Here is a 17,132-nt window from a genome sequence, read left to right on the forward strand (position 1 = left end):
GGCCAGGGTCGGGAGCCAGACTCCCGGCCCTGGCCGTTCATTTGACTGATGGAGTGAGACCCATGCGCCTTCCCTACGCCTACTCGCTGCTGGCGGCGAGCCTGCTCGCCTGCGCTCCCCTGGCCCAGGCCGCGAGCAATCTCGTCTACTGCTCGGAAGCCAGCCCGGCCGGTTTCGATCCCGCGCAATACACCTCGGGCACCGAATTCGACGCCTCGGCGGAAACGGTCTTCAACCGCCTGGTGCAGTTCCAGCGCGGCGGCACCACCCTGGAGCCGGGCCTGGCGACCCAGTGGGACGTGAGCGCGGATGGCAAGACCTATACCTTCCACCTGCGCCAGGGCGTGAAATTCCACACCACCGACTACTTCAAGCCCACACGCGACTTCACTGCCGACGACGTGGTCTTCACCTTCCAGCGCATGCTCGACAAGGAGCAGCCGTTCCGTAAGGCCTATCCCACGGAGTTCCCCTACTTCACCGACATGGGGCTGGACCAGAACATCGCCAACGTGGCCAAGGTCGATGACCACACCGTGGTCTTCACCCTGAACAAGGTCGATGCCGCTTTCGCCGCCGACCTGGCCATGAGCTTCGCCTCCATTCAATCGGCCGAGTACGCCGCGCAGCTGCTCAAGGAAGGCAAGCCGGAACTGCTCAACCAGCAGCCCATCGGCACCGGGCCCTTCGTCTTCAGCCGCTACCAGAAGGATGCGGTGATCCGCTTCAAGGGCAATCCAGACTACTGGAAGCCTGAGGACGTCAAGCTCGACAACCTGATCTTCGCCATCACCCCCGATGCCGCTACCCGCCTGCAGAAGCTCAAGGCCAACGAGTGCCAGGTCAGCGGCTATGCGCGCCCGGCGGATCTGGTGGAGATGAAGCAGGATCCTCATCTCAAGGTGCTGCAGCAGCCAGGTTTCAACGTCGGCTTCCTCGCCTACAACGTCCAGCACCCGCCGCTGGACAAGCCCGATGTGCGGCGCGCGCTGGACATGGCCATCAACAAGCAGGCCATCGTCGATACCGTGTTCCAGGGGGCCGGCCAAGTCGCGCAGAACGTGATCCCGCCCAACCAGTGGTCCTACGACAAGCAGATCAAGGGCGCGCCCTATGATCCGACCAAGGCCCGCGCGCTGCTCAAGCAAGCCGGGATCAAGGACGGCACCGAGATCGCCCTCTGGGCCATGACCGTGCAGCGCTCTTCCAACCCCAACGCCCGCCAGTCGGCGCAGATGATCCAGCAGGACTGGGCCAAGGTAGGCATCAAGGCCAGGATCGTCAGCTACGAATGGGGCGAGTACATCAAGAGAGCCAAGGCCGGCGAACACGACGTCCTGACCTATGGCTGGACCGGCGACAACGGTGATCCAGACAACTGGCTGGGCGTGCTCTATGGCTGCAGCGCCATCGGCGGCAGCAACTATGCGCGCTGGTGCGACAAGGACTACGACGCCCTGATCCAGCAGGCCAAGACCAGCAACGATCGCGCCGAGCGCACCCGTCTCTACGAGCAGGCGCAACAGCTCATTCGCCAGCAGATGCCGGTGAGCCCCATGGCCCATTCGGTGGTGTCCCAGCCCATGCGCAAAGAGGTGCAGGGCTTCAAGATCAACCCCTTCGGTGTCACCGGTTTCTATGGCGTAAGCCTCGACCGCTGATCCTGTCCGGCCCGCGGGCCTTTACGAGGAGCCTTCCGTGTCCAAACCGCTATTCTCGCTGTCTCTCGCCGCCCTCCTCTGCCTGACGGCCAACGCCGCCCTGGCGCGGCCCCTGGTGGTCTGCACCGAGGCCAATCCGGAAGGCTTCGATCCAGGCCGCTACACCTCGGGCTACACCTTCAACGCCTCGGCCACGCCGCTGTACAACCGCCTGGTGGAATTCAAGCAGGGCACCGCCGAGCTGGAGCCGGGCCTGGCCGAAAGCTGGGAGGTCTCCGCCGATGGCCTGCAATACACCTTCGCCCTGCGCCAGGGGGTGAAATTCCACACCACCGACTACTTCAAGCCCAGCCGCGACTTCAACGCCGACGACGTGGTGTTCAGCTTCGAGCGCATGCTCGACAAGAACAATCCCTGGTACAACCTCTCCCCCAGCGGCTATCCCTATGCCGCGGCCATGGAGATGGGCACCCTGATCAAGTCCATCGACAAGGTGGACGACAGCCATGTGCGCTTCACCCTCAACCAGCCCGAGGCGCCCTTCCTCGCCGACCTGGCCATGGCCTTCGGCTCGATCCTGTCCAAGGAATACGCCGACAGCCTGCTGGCCAGCAAGAAGACCGACGACATCAACCAGAAGCCCATCGGCACCGGTCCCTTCGTCTTCCAGCGCTATGCCAAGGATTCCAATACCCGCTACAAGGTCAATCCGGACTACTTCGGCAAGAAGCCGCAGATGGATGGCCTGGTGCTGGCGGTGACCCTGGATCCCAATGTGCGCATCCAGCGGGTGCGCAACAACGAGTGCCAGATCGGCCTGACGGTCAAACCGCAGGACGTACCGATGCTCAAGCAGGACAAGAGCCTCAAGCTGGCCCAGGTGGAAAGCCAGACCACCTCCTTCCTGGCGATGAACACCCGGCACAAGGCGCTGAGCGACGTACGGGTCCGCCAGGCCATCGCCATGGCCTTCGATCAGCAGAACTACCTGAAGACGGTGTTCGGCGAAGGCGGTGCCAAGGCGGCGATCAACCCCTATCCATCTTCGCTGCTGGGCTACGCCAAGGACATCAAGCCCTGGCCCCATGATGTGGAAAAAGCCAAGGCGCTGCTCAAGGAAGCCGGCTACGCCGACGGCCTCACCCTCAAGTACTACATCAGCACCGGCAGCGGCCCTGGCGGCAGTCCGGCCCTGGTGGCCCAGCTGATCCAGGGTGACCTGGCCAAGATCGGCATCAAGGCCGAAATCACCCAGTTCGAGTGGGGCGAATTCGTCAAGCGCACCAAGGCCGGCGAGCACGACCTGATGATGATGAGCTGGACCGGCGACAACGGCGATCCGGACAACTTCCTCACCACCAACCTGAGCTGCGCTGCGACTGAAAGTGGCGAGAACCGCGCCTTCTGGTGCGACAAGGCCTTCAACGATGCCATCGAAAAGGCCAAGCGCATCAATGACCCGGCCCAGCGCACGGCGCTGTATGAGCAGGCGCAGCAGATCTTCCACCAGCAGATGCCCTGGATTCCGCTGGCGCACCCGCTGTTCACCGACGTCCTGCAGCCCAAGGTGCAGGGCTATGTGCAGAGTCCGCTGGGGGTCTACGACTTCTCCACGGTGACCCTCGATTGATCGGCAGCTGATGCCGTAAACGATCGGGCCCGGGCGGCCCGCCCCTCGACCTTTCCCGTCTCGCGCCGTGTTTCGGCGCGACGGGTTCGGTCGTGCCGGAAAACGCCCAGATAACAGAAAAAACGACCGCTTTGGAGCACCTTCTATGACCAACGTCCACCGTGGAGGCCTCGCCCTCTCGCTACTCACCCTGGCCCTGACCGCCCACGCCCAGTCCCCGGCGCCGGAAGATCCCAGCTACGCCAACGAGGTCCAGACCCTGCCCAACGTGCAGAAGCCGGTGAAGGGCCAGGAAGGCGCCAAGGGCTTTTTCGCCGATGACAGCCTGACCCTGACCACGCGCAACTTCTTTGCCCGCGAGACCAGCTCCGATCCGGTCTTCAGCTACAGCAAGAACGGCACCCGGGTGCGCACCCACTCGCGCAATACCTGGGTCCAGGCCACGGCGCTCAAGTACAGCTCCGGCTACACCCAGGGTCCGGTGGGCTTCGGCATCGACGTGGCCGGCTACCAGGCCACCAACCTGGAGCGCGGCAAGGGCCAGATCGGTGGCGGCGGCAACCGCACCCTGGCCAACGCCGAGGGCGAGGGTCATGCCGAGTGGTCCAAGCTGGGCATCGCCGATGCGCGCTTCCGCGTCTCCAACACCGAGCTCAAGATCGGTCGTTTCATACTCGACACCCCGGTGATCAGCTACAACGACAACCGGCCCTTCCCCTCTGGTTTCGACGGTTTCGCCCTGACCAGCGATGAATGGGACAACCTCTCGCTGCAAGGTGGCAGCTTCACCCGCGTCAGCCCGCGGACCGGCGCCGGCGACGAGAAGTGGACCACCGAGTACGGTACCCGCGAGGTCACCGCCGACCGCCTGAGCTTTCTGGGCGGCAACTACAAGCTGCCCCAGGGCTGGGAAGTCAGCGTCTATGGCGCCAACTTCGAGGACGTCTGGAACCAGTACTTCCTGAGCGTCACCCAGGCCGGCGGCAACCTCGACACCTTCGCCTGGAAGGCGGTGGCCAACGCCTATCGCACCGTCGACGCCGGCAGCGCCAAGGCCGGCGACATCGACAATACCGCCTGGAGCCTGGCATTCACCGGCAGCCACCAAGCCCACAGCCTGACCCTGGCCTACCAGCAGATCGACGGCAACGAGTACTTCGACTACGCCCACGAGACCGCGGCCATCTACCTGGCCAACTCCCTGGTCTCGGACTACAACGGCCCCAACGAGAAGTCGCTGCAGATCCGCTACGAGACCGACTGGAGCTACTTCGGTGTGCCCGGTCTGAGCACCGGCGTCTGGTACGCCAAGGGCTGGGACATCGACGGTACCCACTACGACGCCGGCGCCGGCAAGTACGCCAACTATGCGGAAGTCCTGCAGCAGGATGGCGAGAAGCACCGCGAGATCGGCCTGGTCACCACCTACAAGGTGCAACAGGGCACGCTCAAGGACAGCCGCTTCCGCCTGCTGCTGACCGATCACCGCGCCAGCCAGAATCAGGTCGACGGCAACGTCAAGGAGCTGCGCCTGGTCTCCACCCTGCCGTTCAACCTGCTGTGACGGCCATGCCCGGCAGATTTCTCGCGGCGCCCGGCATCTGGCGGGGATCGCGTCGCGAACACCGGCGAAGCCCCGGCCATGTCGAGGATATCGACGCCCGTGGCAACGTGGTAGTCTGCCGGGTTTGGAGCGCTGGCCCAGAGCGCTCTTCGAACCTACTCGTAGGATCGAACGAGCCTGCTGCCCGCAGGTGGCGTTCGGTACGGACCAGGATGGTCCCTTCAGGGATGAATCCAGACCCACAAGGTCTGAGAGTCAGAGCAAAAGCTCTTTAGCTTTTGCGCGGGCTCTCACTTAAAAACGCGGCCGGGCATGTACTCGCGCCGTCTTGATCAGCCTCAAGAGGAGATACCCCCTCCGATGCTCGCCTTCATCGCCCGTCGCTTCGGGCTGCTGATACCGACGTTCTTTGGCGTCACCCTGCTGACCTTCGCCCTGATCCGCCTCATCCCCGGCGATCCGGTGGAAGTCATGATGGGCGAACGCCGCGTCGATCCGCAGATGCACGCCGAAGCCATGCACCGCCTGGGCCTCGACAAGCCCCTGTACCAGCAGTATTTCGACTACATCGGCAATCTCGCCCAGGGCAACCTCGGCGAATCCCTACGCAGTCGCGTCGGGGTCTGGGACGAATTCCTGACCCTGTTCCCGGCCACCCTGGAACTCTCGGTGGCGGCCATGCTGTTCGCCACGGTCTTCGGCGTGCTGGCCGGCATCATCGCCGCCCTCAGGCGCGGCTCCACGGTGGACCACGGGGTGATGGGCGTGGCCCTGACCGGCTATTCGATGCCGATCTTCTGGTGGGGCCTGCTGCTGATCATGCTGTTCTCGGTGCAACTCGGCTGGACCCCGGTCTCCGGTCGCCTGGACCTGCTCTACGACATTCCGCCGCGCACCGGCTTCATGCTCATCGACACCCTGCTCTCCGATGAGCCCGGCGCCTTCGTCGATGCCCTCAAGCACCTGATCCTGCCGGCCATCGTGGTGGGCACCATTCCCCTGGCGGTAATCGCCCGCATGACCCGCTCGGCCATGCTCGAGGTCCTGCGTGAGGACTATGTGCGCACCGCTCGCGCCAAGGGTCTGTCGCCAGGCCGAGTGGTCTTCGTCCACGCCCTGCGCAATGCCCTGATCCCGGTGTTGACGGTGCTCGGCCTGCAGGTCGGCAGCCTGCTCTCCGGCGCGGTGCTCACCGAGACCATCTTTTCCTGGCCCGGCATCGGCAAGTGGCTGATCGAGGCCATCGGCGCCCGGGACTACCCAGTGGTGCAGAACGGCATCCTGCTGATCGCCACCCTGGTCATCCTGGTCAATTTCGTCGTGGACATCCTCTACGGCCTGGTCAATCCGCGCATCCGCCACCAGCGTTGATGCGCCCATACGGACAGAGCCTATGACAACGGTAAACACCCCGGCCGCTCAAGACCCGAGCGCCCTCTATCCCTCTCCCTTCAAGGAGTTCTGGCACGCCTTCGCCCGCAACAAGGGCGCCCTCGGTGGGCTGGTCTTCATGGCCATCGTGGTGTTCTGCGCGCTCTTCGCGCCCTGGGTCGCACCCCATGCGCCCAGCGAGCAGTTCCGCGACTTCATGCTCACCCCGCCGCTGTGGCTGGACGGTGGCAACAGCCAGTTCCCGCTGGGCACCGACGAGCTGGGGCGTGACCTGCTCAGCCGACTGATCCACGGCGCCCGGCTGTCGCTGCTGATCGGCCTGGCCTCGGTGGTCTTCTCGCTGATCCCCGGCATCCTGCTTGGGCTGGTCGCCGGCTTCTCGCCCAACCGCGCCGGTCCGGTGATCATGCGCCTGATGGACATCATGCTGGCGCTGCCCTCGCTGCTGCTGGCCGTGGCCATCGTCGCCATCCTCGGCCCAGGCCTGATCAACACCGTGGTGGCCATCGCCATCGTCTCGCTGCCCTCCTATGTCCGCCTGACCCGCGCCGCGGTGATGGGCGAACTGCATCGCGACTACGTCACCGCCTCGCGACTGGCCGGCGCCGGCACCCTGCGCCTGATGTTCGTCAGCGTGCTGCCCAACTGCATGGCGCCGCTGATCGTCCAGGCCACCCTGAGCTTTTCCTCGGCGATCCTCGATGCCGCCGCCCTGGGCTTCCTCGGCCTCGGCGTGCAGCCGCCCACGCCCGAGTGGGGCACCATGTTGGCCTCGGCCCGCGACTACATCGAGCGCGCCTGGTGGGTGGTGACCCTGCCGGGTCTCGCCATCCTCTTCACCGTGCTGGCCATCAACCTGATGGGCGACGGCCTGCGCGATGCCCTCGATCCGCGTCTGAAGGTGCAGTCATGAGCCTCCTCGAAATCCAGAACCTCTCGGTGCGCTTCGGTGGCACCGACGCCCCGCCGGTGGTGGAAGGCCTCGATCTCACCGTGGATCAGGGCGAGATCGTCGCCATCGTCGGCGAATCCGGCTCCGGCAAGTCGGTGACCATGATGGCCGTGATGGGCCTGATCGATCACCCCGGCCGCATCACCGCCGACCGCCTGGCCTTCGACGGCCAGGACCTGCTCAGCCTCAAGGGCCGCCGCCGGCGGCACCTGATAGGCAAGGAGCTGTCGATGGTCTTCCAGGACCCGATGACGGCGCTCAACCCCAGCTACACCGTGGGCTTCCAGCTGGAAGAGGTGATCCGCCAGCACCTGGGCCTCAAGGGTCGCGCCGCTCGCCAGCGCGCCCTGGAATTGCTGGAAAAGGTCGAGATCCCGGCCGCGGCCAGTCGCCTCGGCGCCTATCCGCACCAGCTGTCCGGGGGCATGAGCCAGCGCGTCGCCATCGCCATGGCCATCGCCGCCGAGCCGCGCCTGCTCATCGCCGACGAACCCACCACCGCCTTGGACGTGACCATCCAGGCGCAGATCATGGAGCTGCTGGTCAATCTGCAGCGCGACGAGGGCATGGGCCTGATCCTCATCACCCACGACCTCGCCGTGGTGGCCGAGACCGCCCAGCGCGTGGTGGTGATGTATGCCGGTCAGGCGGTGGAGAAAGGCGTGGTGCCGACGCTGTTCGACGCCCCCGCCCATCCCTACACCGAAGCTCTGCTGGCGGCCATTCCCGAACACAGCCAGACCGACCGCCTGCACACCCTGCCCGGCATCGTCCCCGGTCGCTACGACCGGCCGGCCGGCTGCCTGCTCAGCCCGCGCTGCCCCTATGTGCAGCCGCGCTGCCAGGAGCGCCCGGCGCTGGAGCCCTACGATCGCGGGGCGGTGCGCTGCTTCTTCCCGCGCAACGTAGCGCCCGGCGAGGTGCCCGATGTGCTGCCCGAACATCAACGTCCCAGCCAGTTGCCGGAGGATCGCCATGGCGCCGTCTGAAGCCACCGTCCTCGCCCGCTCCACCCCTGCGGAGCAGGCGCCCGAGCACCTCGTGCTCGAAGCCAAGGGCCTGACCCAGCACTATCAAATCTCCCGCGGGCTGTTCAAGGACAATGCCACGGTCAAGGCGCTCAACGGCGTCTCCTTCGACCTGCAGGCCGGGCGCACCCTGGCCGTGGTGGGTGAGTCCGGTTGCGGCAAGTCGACCCTGGCCCGTGCCCTGACCCTGATCGAGCAGCCCACCGCCGGCAGCCTGGTCATCGGCGGCCAGGACGTGGCCAACGCCGACGCCGCCCGCCGCAAGGAACTGCGCCGCGAGGTGCAGATGGTGTTCCAGAACCCCTACGCCTCGCTCAATCCGCGGCGCAAGATCGGCGACCAGCTGGCCGAACCGCTGCAGATCAACACTAGCCTGTCCCGCAGCGAAAGACGCGAGAAGGTGCAGGCGATGATGCAGCAGGTGGGCCTGCGTCCGGAGCACTACCAGCGCTATCCGCACATGTTCTCCGGTGGCCAGCGCCAGCGTATCGCCGTGGCCCGCGCCATGATGCTGCAGCCCAAGGTGCTGGTGGCGGACGAGCCGACCTCGGCGCTGGACGTTTCCATCCAGGCGCAGGTGCTCAATCTGTTCATGGATCTGCAGCAGCAGTACCGGACCGCCTATGTGTTCATCTCCCACAACCTCTCGGTGGTGCGCCATATCGCCGACGAGGTGATGGTGATGTACCTGGGCTGCATCGTCGAAAAGACCAGTCGCGACCTGCTGTTCGAGCGGCCCCTGCATCCCTATACCCAGATGCTGCTGTCGGCCACCCCGAGTCTGCACCCGGATCCGAGCAAGCCGCGCATCCGCATCCAGGGCGAACTGCCCAATCCGCTGGATCCGCCACCCGGTTGCGTCTTCCACCGTCGTTGCCCCTATGCGACGGAGAAGTGCAAGACCGAGGTCCCGGCGTTGCGCAACGTGGAAGCCCGCCAGGTGGCCTGCCACTATGCGGAGAACTTTCTCTAGCTGGAAAAGCTGATCGCGGCCATGGGCCGCTCCTACAGGGTGTACCGTAACCTGTAGGAGCGGTCGCTACGGCGCACCGCCATGGCCGCGATGGAGATCCCGCCCCATGCACATCCGCCCCTTCCAGTCCGCCGACACCGATGCCCTGGTCAGCCTCTGGCAGGCCTGTGATATGACTCGCCCCTGGAACGATCCCTACCGTGACATCCAGCGCAAGCTTGCCGAGCAACCCGAGTTGTTCCTGGTGGGCGAGGTGGACGGCACCCTCATGGCCAGCGTCATGGTCGGCACCGATGGCCATCGCGGCTGGCTCTACTACCTGGCGGTGGCACCGGAGCATCAGCGGCGTGGCCACGCCCGGCGGCTGGTGGCGACTGCCGAACAGCTGCTGAGCGAACGCGGCTGCCCCAAGCTGCAGCTGATGGTGCGGCGGGACAATGCGGCGATCATCGGCTTCTATACGGCCTTGGGTTATGTGGAAGCCGAGGTCATCACCCTGGGCAAGCGGCTGATCGCCGACGATTAGGGTGGAAGGCGGCGAAGCCCTGTCCGCTGGCGATACTCAACGCCCAGTGGAAAACGCCCAGCGGCTTTCCACGCTACGGACCGATAGCGTCCGTAGCGGAGGTAACGGCGCAGCCTTACCCCCGCGGAGTCGAACCTGCTGTGGAAATCCCTGGACGGTTTTCACCGCGTGTAGCCGGTGTAGAGTGGATGGACAGGGAAGACCCTGTGAGGAGACGGGCTTCCGCCTTCCCTGTCAGCGAGGCCGTCAGGTCCCTGTCACCTCGCTGTCAGGCTGCTGTCGGGTTGTCGTCGTGTCGGACAGAAGGCCCTGCGGCTAGGCTTTTGCTCGTCCACCACCGCTGGAGAAACCGAGATGCAACTGCCTAACAAGATCAAGGAACACCGCCTGGCCCGAGCGTGGTCGCAAGAGCAGCTGGCTGAACTCGCGGGCATCAGCACCCGTACGGTGCAACGCATCGAAAATGGCGAGCAGGCCAGTCTGGAGACCCTGAGCGCCCTGGCTGCCGTTCTGGAAATCAGCGTTGCCGACCTGACAGGGCAAGCCACTCAAGCAGTGGGATCCGCTGCAGACGAGCGAATCGCGAATGCCCGTGAACAGGTCGCCGCCGAGATCGGCTTCTATTGGCAGGTGCTGCGCGGCCTGGTCATCTGTGTCTTTCTCTATGTGCTCAATCGCGCGACCTCGCCTGAGAGCCACTGGTCCCTGTGGGTCGCCGCCATCTGGGGAATTCTGTTGCTGGGTCGTGGCATCCAGACCTTCTTCCTGCGCGACAGGATCGCCCTCTGGCAGCACGCCCGGCTGCAAAAGCTCTTGCGGAAGTAGGAAAGGCCACCGATCGGTACCAGCGTTAGGCGCAGCTGAACCGCCTAGCTGGTCATGGCGCTGCTACTGGGCAGCCAGACCTTCGGGGCAGGCGGCGCCGTTGGGCTTCGCTGCGCTCAGCGCCAACCTACGGGTGTGTCATCAAACCGCCGTAGGTTGGGCCGAGACGGTTCCAGCGTCGAAACCCGACATGTCCGCGCCGGGTAGAGGAGCGTTGGGCTTCGCTGCGCTCAGCGCCAACCTACGTCAGCGGGGCAACAGGTCCACCAATGGCCCTGGGTGCTTGCGGACCTCGGCGTAGGGCACCAGGGTGCCACCGGGTTCGTCGCAGTTGCGGGCGGCGCGGAAGAAGGTCGGGCCGAGATAGAGGCCCTTGGGCGTCAGGTACCAGGGCGCGAATTGCCAGACGTCGGCGCTGCGATAGTCGCAGCCATCACCGTCGGCCGGCGCCTGCATCAGCTCCGGATACAGCCGGGTGAACAACCGCACCACCCAGGGCGCCAGGGTCTTTTCCCGATAGTCCGCCAGGGCCTGGGAATAGCGATCCTCCGGCTGCGGACGAACCGGCTGGCCGTGGCCCAGCCAGAGGAAATCCTCCAGCGCCAGCTCCTGGCCGGTCTGCAGATCCAGGGTCAGGGGCGCGCTGCCGAAATCCGGATGGGCCGCGCCGCTGCAGCTGTATTGGCTGAACAGATTGACGCTGAGCACCCGCTCGCTGAGCAGTTGCGGAGTCACCTGCAGGCTGTGCTCGCCATCAGGGCCGATGCAGCTCAGATGGGCGTCTACCTCCGCCCAGAGCCGGTCACGCAGCACGGCATTGGCCGCCTCGCTGGCGCCCGCCACGGTGAACAGCCGCATGCCCGACACCGGCTCGCGCCACCAATGCAGCTCACGGCCCATGAAGGTCTGGCGCTCACCCTGCTCCAGGGTCAGCCCCTGCAGGCGGCGGAATTCGTAGGGATCGTCCTGGCGCAGTGTCTGGCGATAGCGATCCGCCGCCGCGGACTGTTCCAGCTGCAGCGGCGCCAGGGCGAGCGGCAAGGTCTTGCCGGCACCGCTCCAGGTACCGCTCCAGCGACCGCCCTTGCCGCGCGTCAGCGACCAGCTGGCCTTGGGGCCGTCCTGCCAGGGCGCACCCTCCTCCAGCCTGAGCTGGTCGCCCGATTGCACCGGACCGCTCAGGCGCAGATCTCGGCGATAGCGGTCATAGAAGTAGCGGCCAGAGGCTTCGTCATTGGCGGTGGGATCGACCTCCACCACCACCCGGGACTGGCCGAGAGTGCCTTCCAGCAGCAGCTTTTCGGCATGGGCGGCGTTGGTGATCATCAGCAGGGTCAGCAACGGTCCGGACAGGCGAAATTTCATCAGGGCTCCAGCGGCCAGCGTATCGGTGATGGGCCCAGAGTAGAGCAGTAGCGCCGGACTGTCGCGCAGAGACCAGCGGACAAGACACTGACGCGCCCTGGTCCCGCCATGGGACAATGACGTTTTGCCAATCCCTGGACGCCCATGGACCTTCCTGCCCTGCTCACCCGCCTGCACGCCATCCGCGATGCCAACGCCTGGCGGCGCTATCACAACCCCAAGAATCTGGCGATGGCGGCCAGCGTCGAGATGGCCGAGCTGGTGGAGATCTTCCAGTGGAAAAGCGATGCCGAGGCCCGCGAGCTGAGCGCCGCCGAGCGCGAACACGCCGGCCAGGAAATCGCCGACGTGCTGCTCTATCTGCTGCAACTGGGCAGCGAACTGGAGCTGGACGTGGAACAGGCAGTGCTGGCCAAGCTGGCCGACAACGAGAGGCGCTTCCTGCCGTGAGCGATACCTTCTTCGACGACCGCGCCACCCGTTTCGCCGCCAACATCTATGGCGGCACCAAGGGCGCCATCCGCCTGGCGGTGCTGCAGGCGGATCTCGCCGAGGTACTGCCCGGGCGTCCCCTGCGGGTGCTGGACATCGGTGCCGGCCTGGGCCACATGAGTCTCTGGCTGGCCCAGCAGGGCCATGCCGTGACCCTGGCCGAGCCGTCGGCGCCCATGCTCGCCGGCGCCCAGGAGGCCTTTGCCGCGGCCGGACTCGGCGCCGATTGGCTGGCATTGCCCTGGCAGGAGTTGCCCGCCTTCGCCGAGCCCTTCGACCTGGTGCTCTGCCACGCAGTGCTGGAATGGCTGGAGACGCCTACGGCGATCCTGCCGACGCTAGAGCGCTGCCTGGCCCCGAACGGCTGGCTGTCCCTGGCCTTCTACAACCGCGACGCCCTGATCTATCGCAATCTTCTCAAGGGGCATTTCCGCAAACTCAGGCAGGGCGATTACGCGGGCGCCGGCCAACGGGGCCTCACCCCGCAACGGCCCCTCGATCCGCGCGAAGTCGAGGCCTGGCTGGCGCCGGACTGGCGGATCCAGGCGCGCAGCGGCGTACGGGTCTTTCACGACTACATGCCGCCGGAGTTCCAGGCTCGCGCCAACGGCGAGGAGCTGGTGGCCATGGAGTTGGCCCACCGGCGGCACCCGGCTTTCGCGGGCCTGGGGCGCTATCTGCATTGGCTCTGCCAAGCTAAGGCAGGATAACGCCGGGCGCGGTATGCTCTGGCCAGCATTCCTTCGAGGAACGGTCATGCGTCGCCCCCTGCTCTGCCTGTCGCTCGCGCTGCTCGCCCTGGCCGGTTGCCAGACGCCCAATCCCTATGTCGCCGGCAGCCTCCCGGAGGCCGCGGTGCCGGTACTGCCGCAGCAGGATCCGGCGGCCTATCCGCCAGCGCCCCGCGACTGGAGTCGCTATCGCACCTGGAGTTGGGCACCGGGTGCCGCGGTGGTCAGCGGTGGCCTGGATGGCCAGACCGTGCAGCAGGCGGTGGCCGATGGCCTCGACCAGCGCGGCTTGCGACCGGCCATCGGCGGTGCCCGCGCCGATCTTCAGGTGCGTGCCCGCCTCACCCAGCAGCAGCGCAGCGAGCAGTACACCGACTACTACGACACCAGCTACGGCTACGGCGGCTACGGGCCCTATGGCTATGGCCCCGGCTATGGCGCCACGGTCGGCCAGGCGCGGACCCGCACCCGGACCTTTGTGGTCGATGTGCTGGAGGTGGAATTGCTCGATCCCGCCACGGGGCGCGTGCTCTGGCATTCGGCCGCCGAGCAGGCCACTGGCGGCAACAGCGGCGAACGCGCACGCACCCTGAGAGACACCACCCGCCGCCTGCTGGCCAACTATCCGCCGAGCTGAGGGGATAAGTGGCCCTCAAGCCAGTCCAAGCAGACTACTACCCTCACCGCCGAAGATCGCCCATGAAACGTTGCCTCCTGCTGCTTGCGGTCCTCCTGCTGACGGCCTGCGCCGAACGCGGCCCGCGCAATCTGGACTATGACGCCAGCCGCGACTTCGCCGCCTATCGCAGCTGGAGCTGGGCCGATCCAGCCATCGAATACCGCCCCAACGATCCCCGGGTGCGCAGCGATCTTACCGAGCAGCGCCTGCGCGACTCGGTCAGCGGCGGCCTCGACCAGCGTGGGCTGCGCCCCGCCGCGACAGGCACGCGGCCAGACCTCAGGATCAAGCTCTATGTGATCCTCGATCAGCGCCAGCAGAGCTACAGCTATGCCGACCCCTACTGGGGTCCGGGCTGGGGTGGCCCCTGGGGCTCCGCCTGGAGCCCGGGCCCCTGGGGACCGAGCTATGTGCGCACCCAGACCGTCACCTACCCGGTGATGACGGTGCAGCTCGACATGCTCGACGGCCGCGATGGCAAGCTGGTCTGGCGTGCCAGCGAAGAACGGCTGCTGGACGACCAGAACGCCACGCCCGCCCAACGCAGTGCCGGCTTTGGCCGCCTGATCAACGAACTGCTGATCGGCTATCCGCCGCGTCCTTGAGCGGTCGACCGTCCGGGCAGCTCAGCGCTGCCCCTGGTCCGATGATGAGCAGACGTCTGTTAGCCAGTCGCCGATAATGGCACCTGGCCAGATATTCCTCGCGCCGTCTTTGGCCACCGCGCAGGAAACCTGACCGTCGTCCAACGCCGCCCAGGTCCCTCATGTCGTCAACCCCCATCGCCACCCGTCGCAGCCACGCCCTGTTGCTGCGCCTGTTTCCGGTCATTTGCGCCCTGCCGATCCTGCTCGGCATCGGCTGCTACCTGCTGATCAAGACCGCCTCCAGCCAGGACGCCGATGTCCAGCAGCGGGCGCGGACCTATATCACCCGCACCCTGGAGCAGGTGGAAAACGAGATCGGCCATAACATCATCAACTATGCCAAGTGGGGCGAGGCCTACAAGCACCTGCACCTGAAGGTCGATCGCTTCTGGGCCGACGAGGAGCGTAACGTTGGCGACATTCCCTATGAGCTCTATGGCTACAACGGCGTCTTCGTGCTGGATCCCCAGGACCGTACCGTCTATGCCGTGATCGACGGCCAGCCAACGGAGCGCACGGCCGCGCAATGGCTGGAAGGGGATCTCACTGCCCTGCTGGCGGCGACTCGCAAGCGACCTGGAGAAACCGAAAGCCTGGTGCGGATCCTGAGTGTCGGCGGCGTCCCTGCGCTGGTCGCCGCTGCCACCATCACGCCGGGCGCGAGCTATGGCGTCACGCCGGGCGCCGGCGTGCCCTCGGTGATGCTGTTTGTCAATGTGCTCGACCCCGCGACCCTGGCTCATCTCAGCGACACCTACGGGCTGCCGACGCTGCAGGCCTCCCGGTTGCCTCTGCCCGATCATGAATCCCTGCGCCCGCTGGATTCACCGCTGTTGCTCAACTGGCAACCTCCACGGCCCGGCGCCCAGTTGCTGCGCCGGACGCTACCGGTGTTCCTGGCAGGGGTGCTGTTGCTCGGCCTGGTGCTGGCGCTGCTGATCCGCCATGCGCTGAATTCGGCCCGGCAGCTCGACCAGCAGTTCGATGCCCTTGTCGCCAGCCAGACGGAGCTGAGTCGCAGCGAACGCCGCTTTCGCGAGCTCGCCGAGGCGGCCTCCGACTGGCTCTGGGAAAGCGATGCCGAAGGCCGCATCGCCTATCTGTCCGAACGCTTCGCCCGCATCACCGGGCATGCGCCTGGCAGCTGGCTCGGTCGGCCACTCGCGGAACTGTTCAGCACCGAGACGACCAGGCTGGCTGACTGGCTCCTGGACAACGCTCGACACCTCGACGAGCGGCAGGTGCTGCGCTGTCATTATCGTGACCGTCTCGGCCATTCCCGGGTCTGCGAAATCACCGCCCGCCCCTTGCCCCAGGGTGCGGGTTTTCGTGGAACCGCCAGTGACATCACCGCCGCGGTCAACGCCCAGGCCGAAATCGAGCATCTGTCGCAACACGACAGCCTGACCGGCCTGGCCAACCGGTTGCAGTTGCAGCACTACCTGGCCGCTCAACTGGCGCAACCCAGCACGCCGCTCACCCTGCTCAGTCTGGACCTGGATCGCTTCAAACCGATCAACGACAGCCTCGGCCACGCCGCCGGTGATCGGGTGCTGCAGGAAATCGCCCGTCGTCTGCAAGCCAGCCTGAGGCCCGGCGGCCTGGTGGCGCGGCTGGGCGGCGATGAATTCATCGTGGTGCTGCTCGGTCACCTGGATGCCACGACGGTCGACCAGATCTGTGCCCGGCTGGTAACCGCCATCGCCCGGCCGATCCTGCTGGAAGAGCAGACCGTCAGCGTCGGGACCAGCATCGGCATCGCCCAGGCGCCGGGCCAGGCCGACCAGGTCGAGGAATTGCTGCGCCTGGCCGATATCGCGCTCTACCAGGCCAAGGCCGCGGGCCGCAACGGCTGGTGCTTTCATGCACCGGCCATGGACGCCCAGCTCAGCCAGCGTCGTGACCTGGAACAGGAACTGCGCCAGGCCCTGGCGCGCGACCAGGTGCGCCTGGCCTACCTGCCCCGCCGGCGCACGGCAGACGGCACCCTGAGTGGTGTCGAAGCCCAGTTGCACTGGGCCCACCCGATACGCGGAACGTTACCGCCAGAGGCGTTCCTGGCCCTGGCCGAAGAGACCGGACTCAGCGCTCCCTTGGGGCTCTGGCTGTTGGATAGCGCCTGCCGCGCCGCAGCGGCCTGGCCCGCGCCGCTGCGGCTGGTCATCGGGGTGTCGCCTCGCCAGTTCGACGATGCCAAGGCTCTGGTGGAGGCAGTCGCCCAGGCCTTGCAGACCAGTGGCCTGGCAGCGGAACGCCTGGAGCTGCAACTGCCCGAGGCGCTGCTGCGGGCAGACGGTGATCCGCCGCTCCCTCAACTCCAGGCGCTCAAGGCCCTGGGCGTACGCCTGAGCCTGGCCGATTTCGGCAAAGGCCTCGGCGCCCTCGATGCACTACGCCAGCCCCTGCTGGAGGGCATCAGCCTCGATAGCCAGCTCATCGCCCGCCTGGACCAGCGGCAGGCCGATGCCGCCATCGCCCAGGCGCTGATCGGCCTGGGACGCACCCTGGGACTCCGGGTGGCAGCGACGGGCGTCGAGACATCAGGCCAGTTGGCCTGGCTAAAGGCGCAGCACTGCGCCGAAGTCCAGGGCCCGCTGTTCGGCCACGCCCTGTCCGACCGCGAACTGGCGGCGCTGCTGGATACTGACCTAAGGGCTGGGTGAGGAC

Annotated in this window: 15 protein-coding genes; 14 read left to right on the forward strand and 1 reads right to left on the reverse strand. The window is 66.3% G+C overall.

The window, feature by feature from the left end:
- Positions 1 to 62: 62 nt before the first annotated feature.
- From AX284_RS04320 to AX284_RS04360, 9 genes are all read left to right on the forward strand, one after another.
- Positions 63 to 1,661: an ABC transporter substrate-binding protein gene (locus AX284_RS04320; protein ID WP_068383752.1), complete on the forward strand. Its 1,599-nt coding sequence runs from the start codon at positions 63 to 65 to the stop codon at positions 1,659 to 1,661.
- A gap of 37 nt (positions 1,662 to 1,698) precedes the next feature.
- Positions 1,699 to 3,291: an ABC transporter substrate-binding protein gene (locus AX284_RS04325; protein ID WP_064307245.1), complete on the forward strand. Its 1,593-nt coding sequence runs from the start codon at positions 1,699 to 1,701 to the stop codon at positions 3,289 to 3,291.
- Positions 3,292 to 3,436: 145 nt separating this feature from the next.
- On the forward strand, positions 3,437 to 4,855 hold the full coding sequence (locus tag AX284_RS04330; RefSeq protein ID WP_068383753.1) for an OprD family outer membrane porin: 1,419 nt from the start codon (positions 3,437 to 3,439) through the stop codon (positions 4,853 to 4,855).
- 360 nt (positions 4,856 to 5,215) lie between these two features.
- On the forward strand, positions 5,216 to 6,226 hold the full coding sequence (locus AX284_RS04335) for an ABC transporter permease subunit (RefSeq protein ID WP_017642399.1): 1,011 nt from the start codon (positions 5,216 to 5,218) through the stop codon (positions 6,224 to 6,226).
- A gap of 22 nt (positions 6,227 to 6,248) precedes the next feature.
- Positions 6,249 to 7,160 carry an ABC transporter permease subunit gene (locus AX284_RS04340; RefSeq protein ID WP_068383754.1) on the forward strand — a complete coding sequence of 304 codons (912 nt, stop codon included), beginning with the start codon at positions 6,249 to 6,251 and terminating at the stop codon, positions 7,158 to 7,160.
- On the forward strand, positions 7,157 to 8,188 hold the full coding sequence (locus AX284_RS04345) for an ABC transporter ATP-binding protein (RefSeq protein ID WP_068383758.1): 1,032 nt from the start codon (positions 7,157 to 7,159) through the stop codon (positions 8,186 to 8,188). The genes AX284_RS04340 and AX284_RS04345 overlap by 4 nt, the downstream gene beginning before the upstream one ends.
- The gene (locus AX284_RS04350; RefSeq protein ID WP_017642402.1) at positions 8,175 to 9,200 is read left to right on the forward strand and encodes a peptide ABC transporter ATP-binding protein; all 1,026 of its coding nucleotides are present in this window, start codon (positions 8,175 to 8,177) and stop codon (positions 9,198 to 9,200) included. The genes AX284_RS04345 and AX284_RS04350 overlap by 14 nt, the downstream gene beginning before the upstream one ends.
- Positions 9,201 to 9,306: 106 nt before the next feature.
- Positions 9,307 to 9,726 (forward strand): GNAT family acetyltransferase, encoded by a 420-nt coding sequence (locus tag AX284_RS04355; RefSeq protein WP_017642403.1) that lies wholly within the window; start codon positions 9,307 to 9,309, stop codon positions 9,724 to 9,726.
- 354 nt (positions 9,727 to 10,080) lie between these two features.
- Complete coding sequence (locus AX284_RS04360; RefSeq protein WP_017642404.1) at positions 10,081 to 10,551, forward strand: helix-turn-helix domain-containing protein; 471 nt, start codon at positions 10,081 to 10,083, stop codon at positions 10,549 to 10,551.
- 246 nt (positions 10,552 to 10,797) lie between these two features.
- Here the strand turns inward: AX284_RS04360 and AX284_RS04365 are convergent, their stop codons facing one another.
- On the reverse strand, positions 10,798 to 11,916 hold the full coding sequence (locus AX284_RS04365) for a hypothetical protein (RefSeq protein ID WP_068383759.1): 1,119 nt from the start codon (positions 11,914 to 11,916) through the stop codon (positions 10,798 to 10,800).
- A 144-nt stretch (positions 11,917 to 12,060) separates the two neighbouring features.
- Here AX284_RS04365 and AX284_RS04370 point away from each other — a divergent pair, with 144 nt between their 5' ends.
- The 5 genes from AX284_RS04370 (at position 12,061) to AX284_RS04390 (ending at position 17,128) form a co-directional block, all read left to right on the forward strand.
- Positions 12,061 to 12,366: a nucleotide pyrophosphohydrolase gene (locus tag AX284_RS04370; RefSeq protein WP_017642406.1), complete on the forward strand. Its 306-nt coding sequence runs from the start codon at positions 12,061 to 12,063 to the stop codon at positions 12,364 to 12,366.
- On the forward strand, positions 12,363 to 13,118 hold the full coding sequence (locus AX284_RS04375) for a methyltransferase domain-containing protein (RefSeq protein WP_068383760.1): 756 nt from the start codon (positions 12,363 to 12,365) through the stop codon (positions 13,116 to 13,118). Before AX284_RS04370 ends, AX284_RS04375 begins: the two co-directional genes overlap by 4 nt.
- 46 nt (positions 13,119 to 13,164) lie before the next feature.
- Positions 13,165 to 13,776 carry a DUF4136 domain-containing protein gene (locus AX284_RS04380; RefSeq protein ID WP_068383761.1) on the forward strand — a complete coding sequence of 204 codons (612 nt, stop codon included), beginning with the start codon at positions 13,165 to 13,167 and terminating at the stop codon, positions 13,774 to 13,776.
- A 62-nt stretch (positions 13,777 to 13,838) separates the two neighbouring features.
- Complete coding sequence (locus tag AX284_RS04385; protein WP_068383762.1) at positions 13,839 to 14,423, forward strand: DUF4136 domain-containing protein; 585 nt, start codon at positions 13,839 to 13,841, stop codon at positions 14,421 to 14,423.
- A gap of 161 nt (positions 14,424 to 14,584) precedes the next feature.
- Positions 14,585 to 17,128 (forward strand): bifunctional diguanylate cyclase/phosphodiesterase, encoded by a 2,544-nt coding sequence (locus AX284_RS04390; RefSeq protein ID WP_068383764.1) that lies wholly within the window; start codon positions 14,585 to 14,587, stop codon positions 17,126 to 17,128.
- Positions 17,129 to 17,132 lie beyond the last annotated feature (4 nt).

The sequence above is a fragment of the Pseudomonas sp. HUK17 genome, assembly GCF_001566765.1.

Excerpts from the sequence above, each read along its gene's own strand:
- AX284_RS04365 (WP_068383759.1), bottom strand. The coding sequence starts at position 11,916 with ATGAAATTTCGCCTGTCCGGACCGTTGCTGACCCTGCTGATGATCACC.
- AX284_RS04385 (WP_068383762.1), top strand. The coding sequence starts at position 13,839 with ATGAAACGTTGCCTCCTGCTGCTTGCGGTCCTCCTGCTGACGGCCTGC.
- AX284_RS04355 (WP_017642403.1), top strand. The coding sequence starts at position 9,307 with ATGCACATCCGCCCCTTCCAGTCCGCCGACACCGATGCCCTGGTCAGC.
- AX284_RS04370 (WP_017642406.1), top strand. The coding sequence starts at position 12,061 with ATGGACCTTCCTGCCCTGCTCACCCGCCTGCACGCCATCCGCGATGCC.
- AX284_RS04350 (WP_017642402.1), top strand. The coding sequence starts at position 8,175 with ATGGCGCCGTCTGAAGCCACCGTCCTCGCCCGCTCCACCCCTGCGGAG.
- AX284_RS04320 (WP_068383752.1), top strand. The coding sequence starts at position 63 with ATGCGCCTTCCCTACGCCTACTCGCTGCTGGCGGCGAGCCTGCTCGCC.
- AX284_RS04390 (WP_068383764.1), top strand. The coding sequence starts at position 14,585 with ATGTCGTCAACCCCCATCGCCACCCGTCGCAGCCACGCCCTGTTGCTG.
- AX284_RS04330 (WP_068383753.1), top strand. The coding sequence starts at position 3,437 with ATGACCAACGTCCACCGTGGAGGCCTCGCCCTCTCGCTACTCACCCTG.
- AX284_RS04335 (WP_017642399.1), top strand. The coding sequence starts at position 5,216 with ATGCTCGCCTTCATCGCCCGTCGCTTCGGGCTGCTGATACCGACGTTC.
- AX284_RS04345 (WP_068383758.1), top strand. The coding sequence starts at position 7,157 with ATGAGCCTCCTCGAAATCCAGAACCTCTCGGTGCGCTTCGGTGGCACC.
- AX284_RS04340 (WP_068383754.1), top strand. The coding sequence starts at position 6,249 with ATGACAACGGTAAACACCCCGGCCGCTCAAGACCCGAGCGCCCTCTAT.
- AX284_RS04380 (WP_068383761.1), top strand. The coding sequence starts at position 13,165 with ATGCGTCGCCCCCTGCTCTGCCTGTCGCTCGCGCTGCTCGCCCTGGCC.
- AX284_RS04360 (WP_017642404.1), top strand. The coding sequence starts at position 10,081 with ATGCAACTGCCTAACAAGATCAAGGAACACCGCCTGGCCCGAGCGTGG.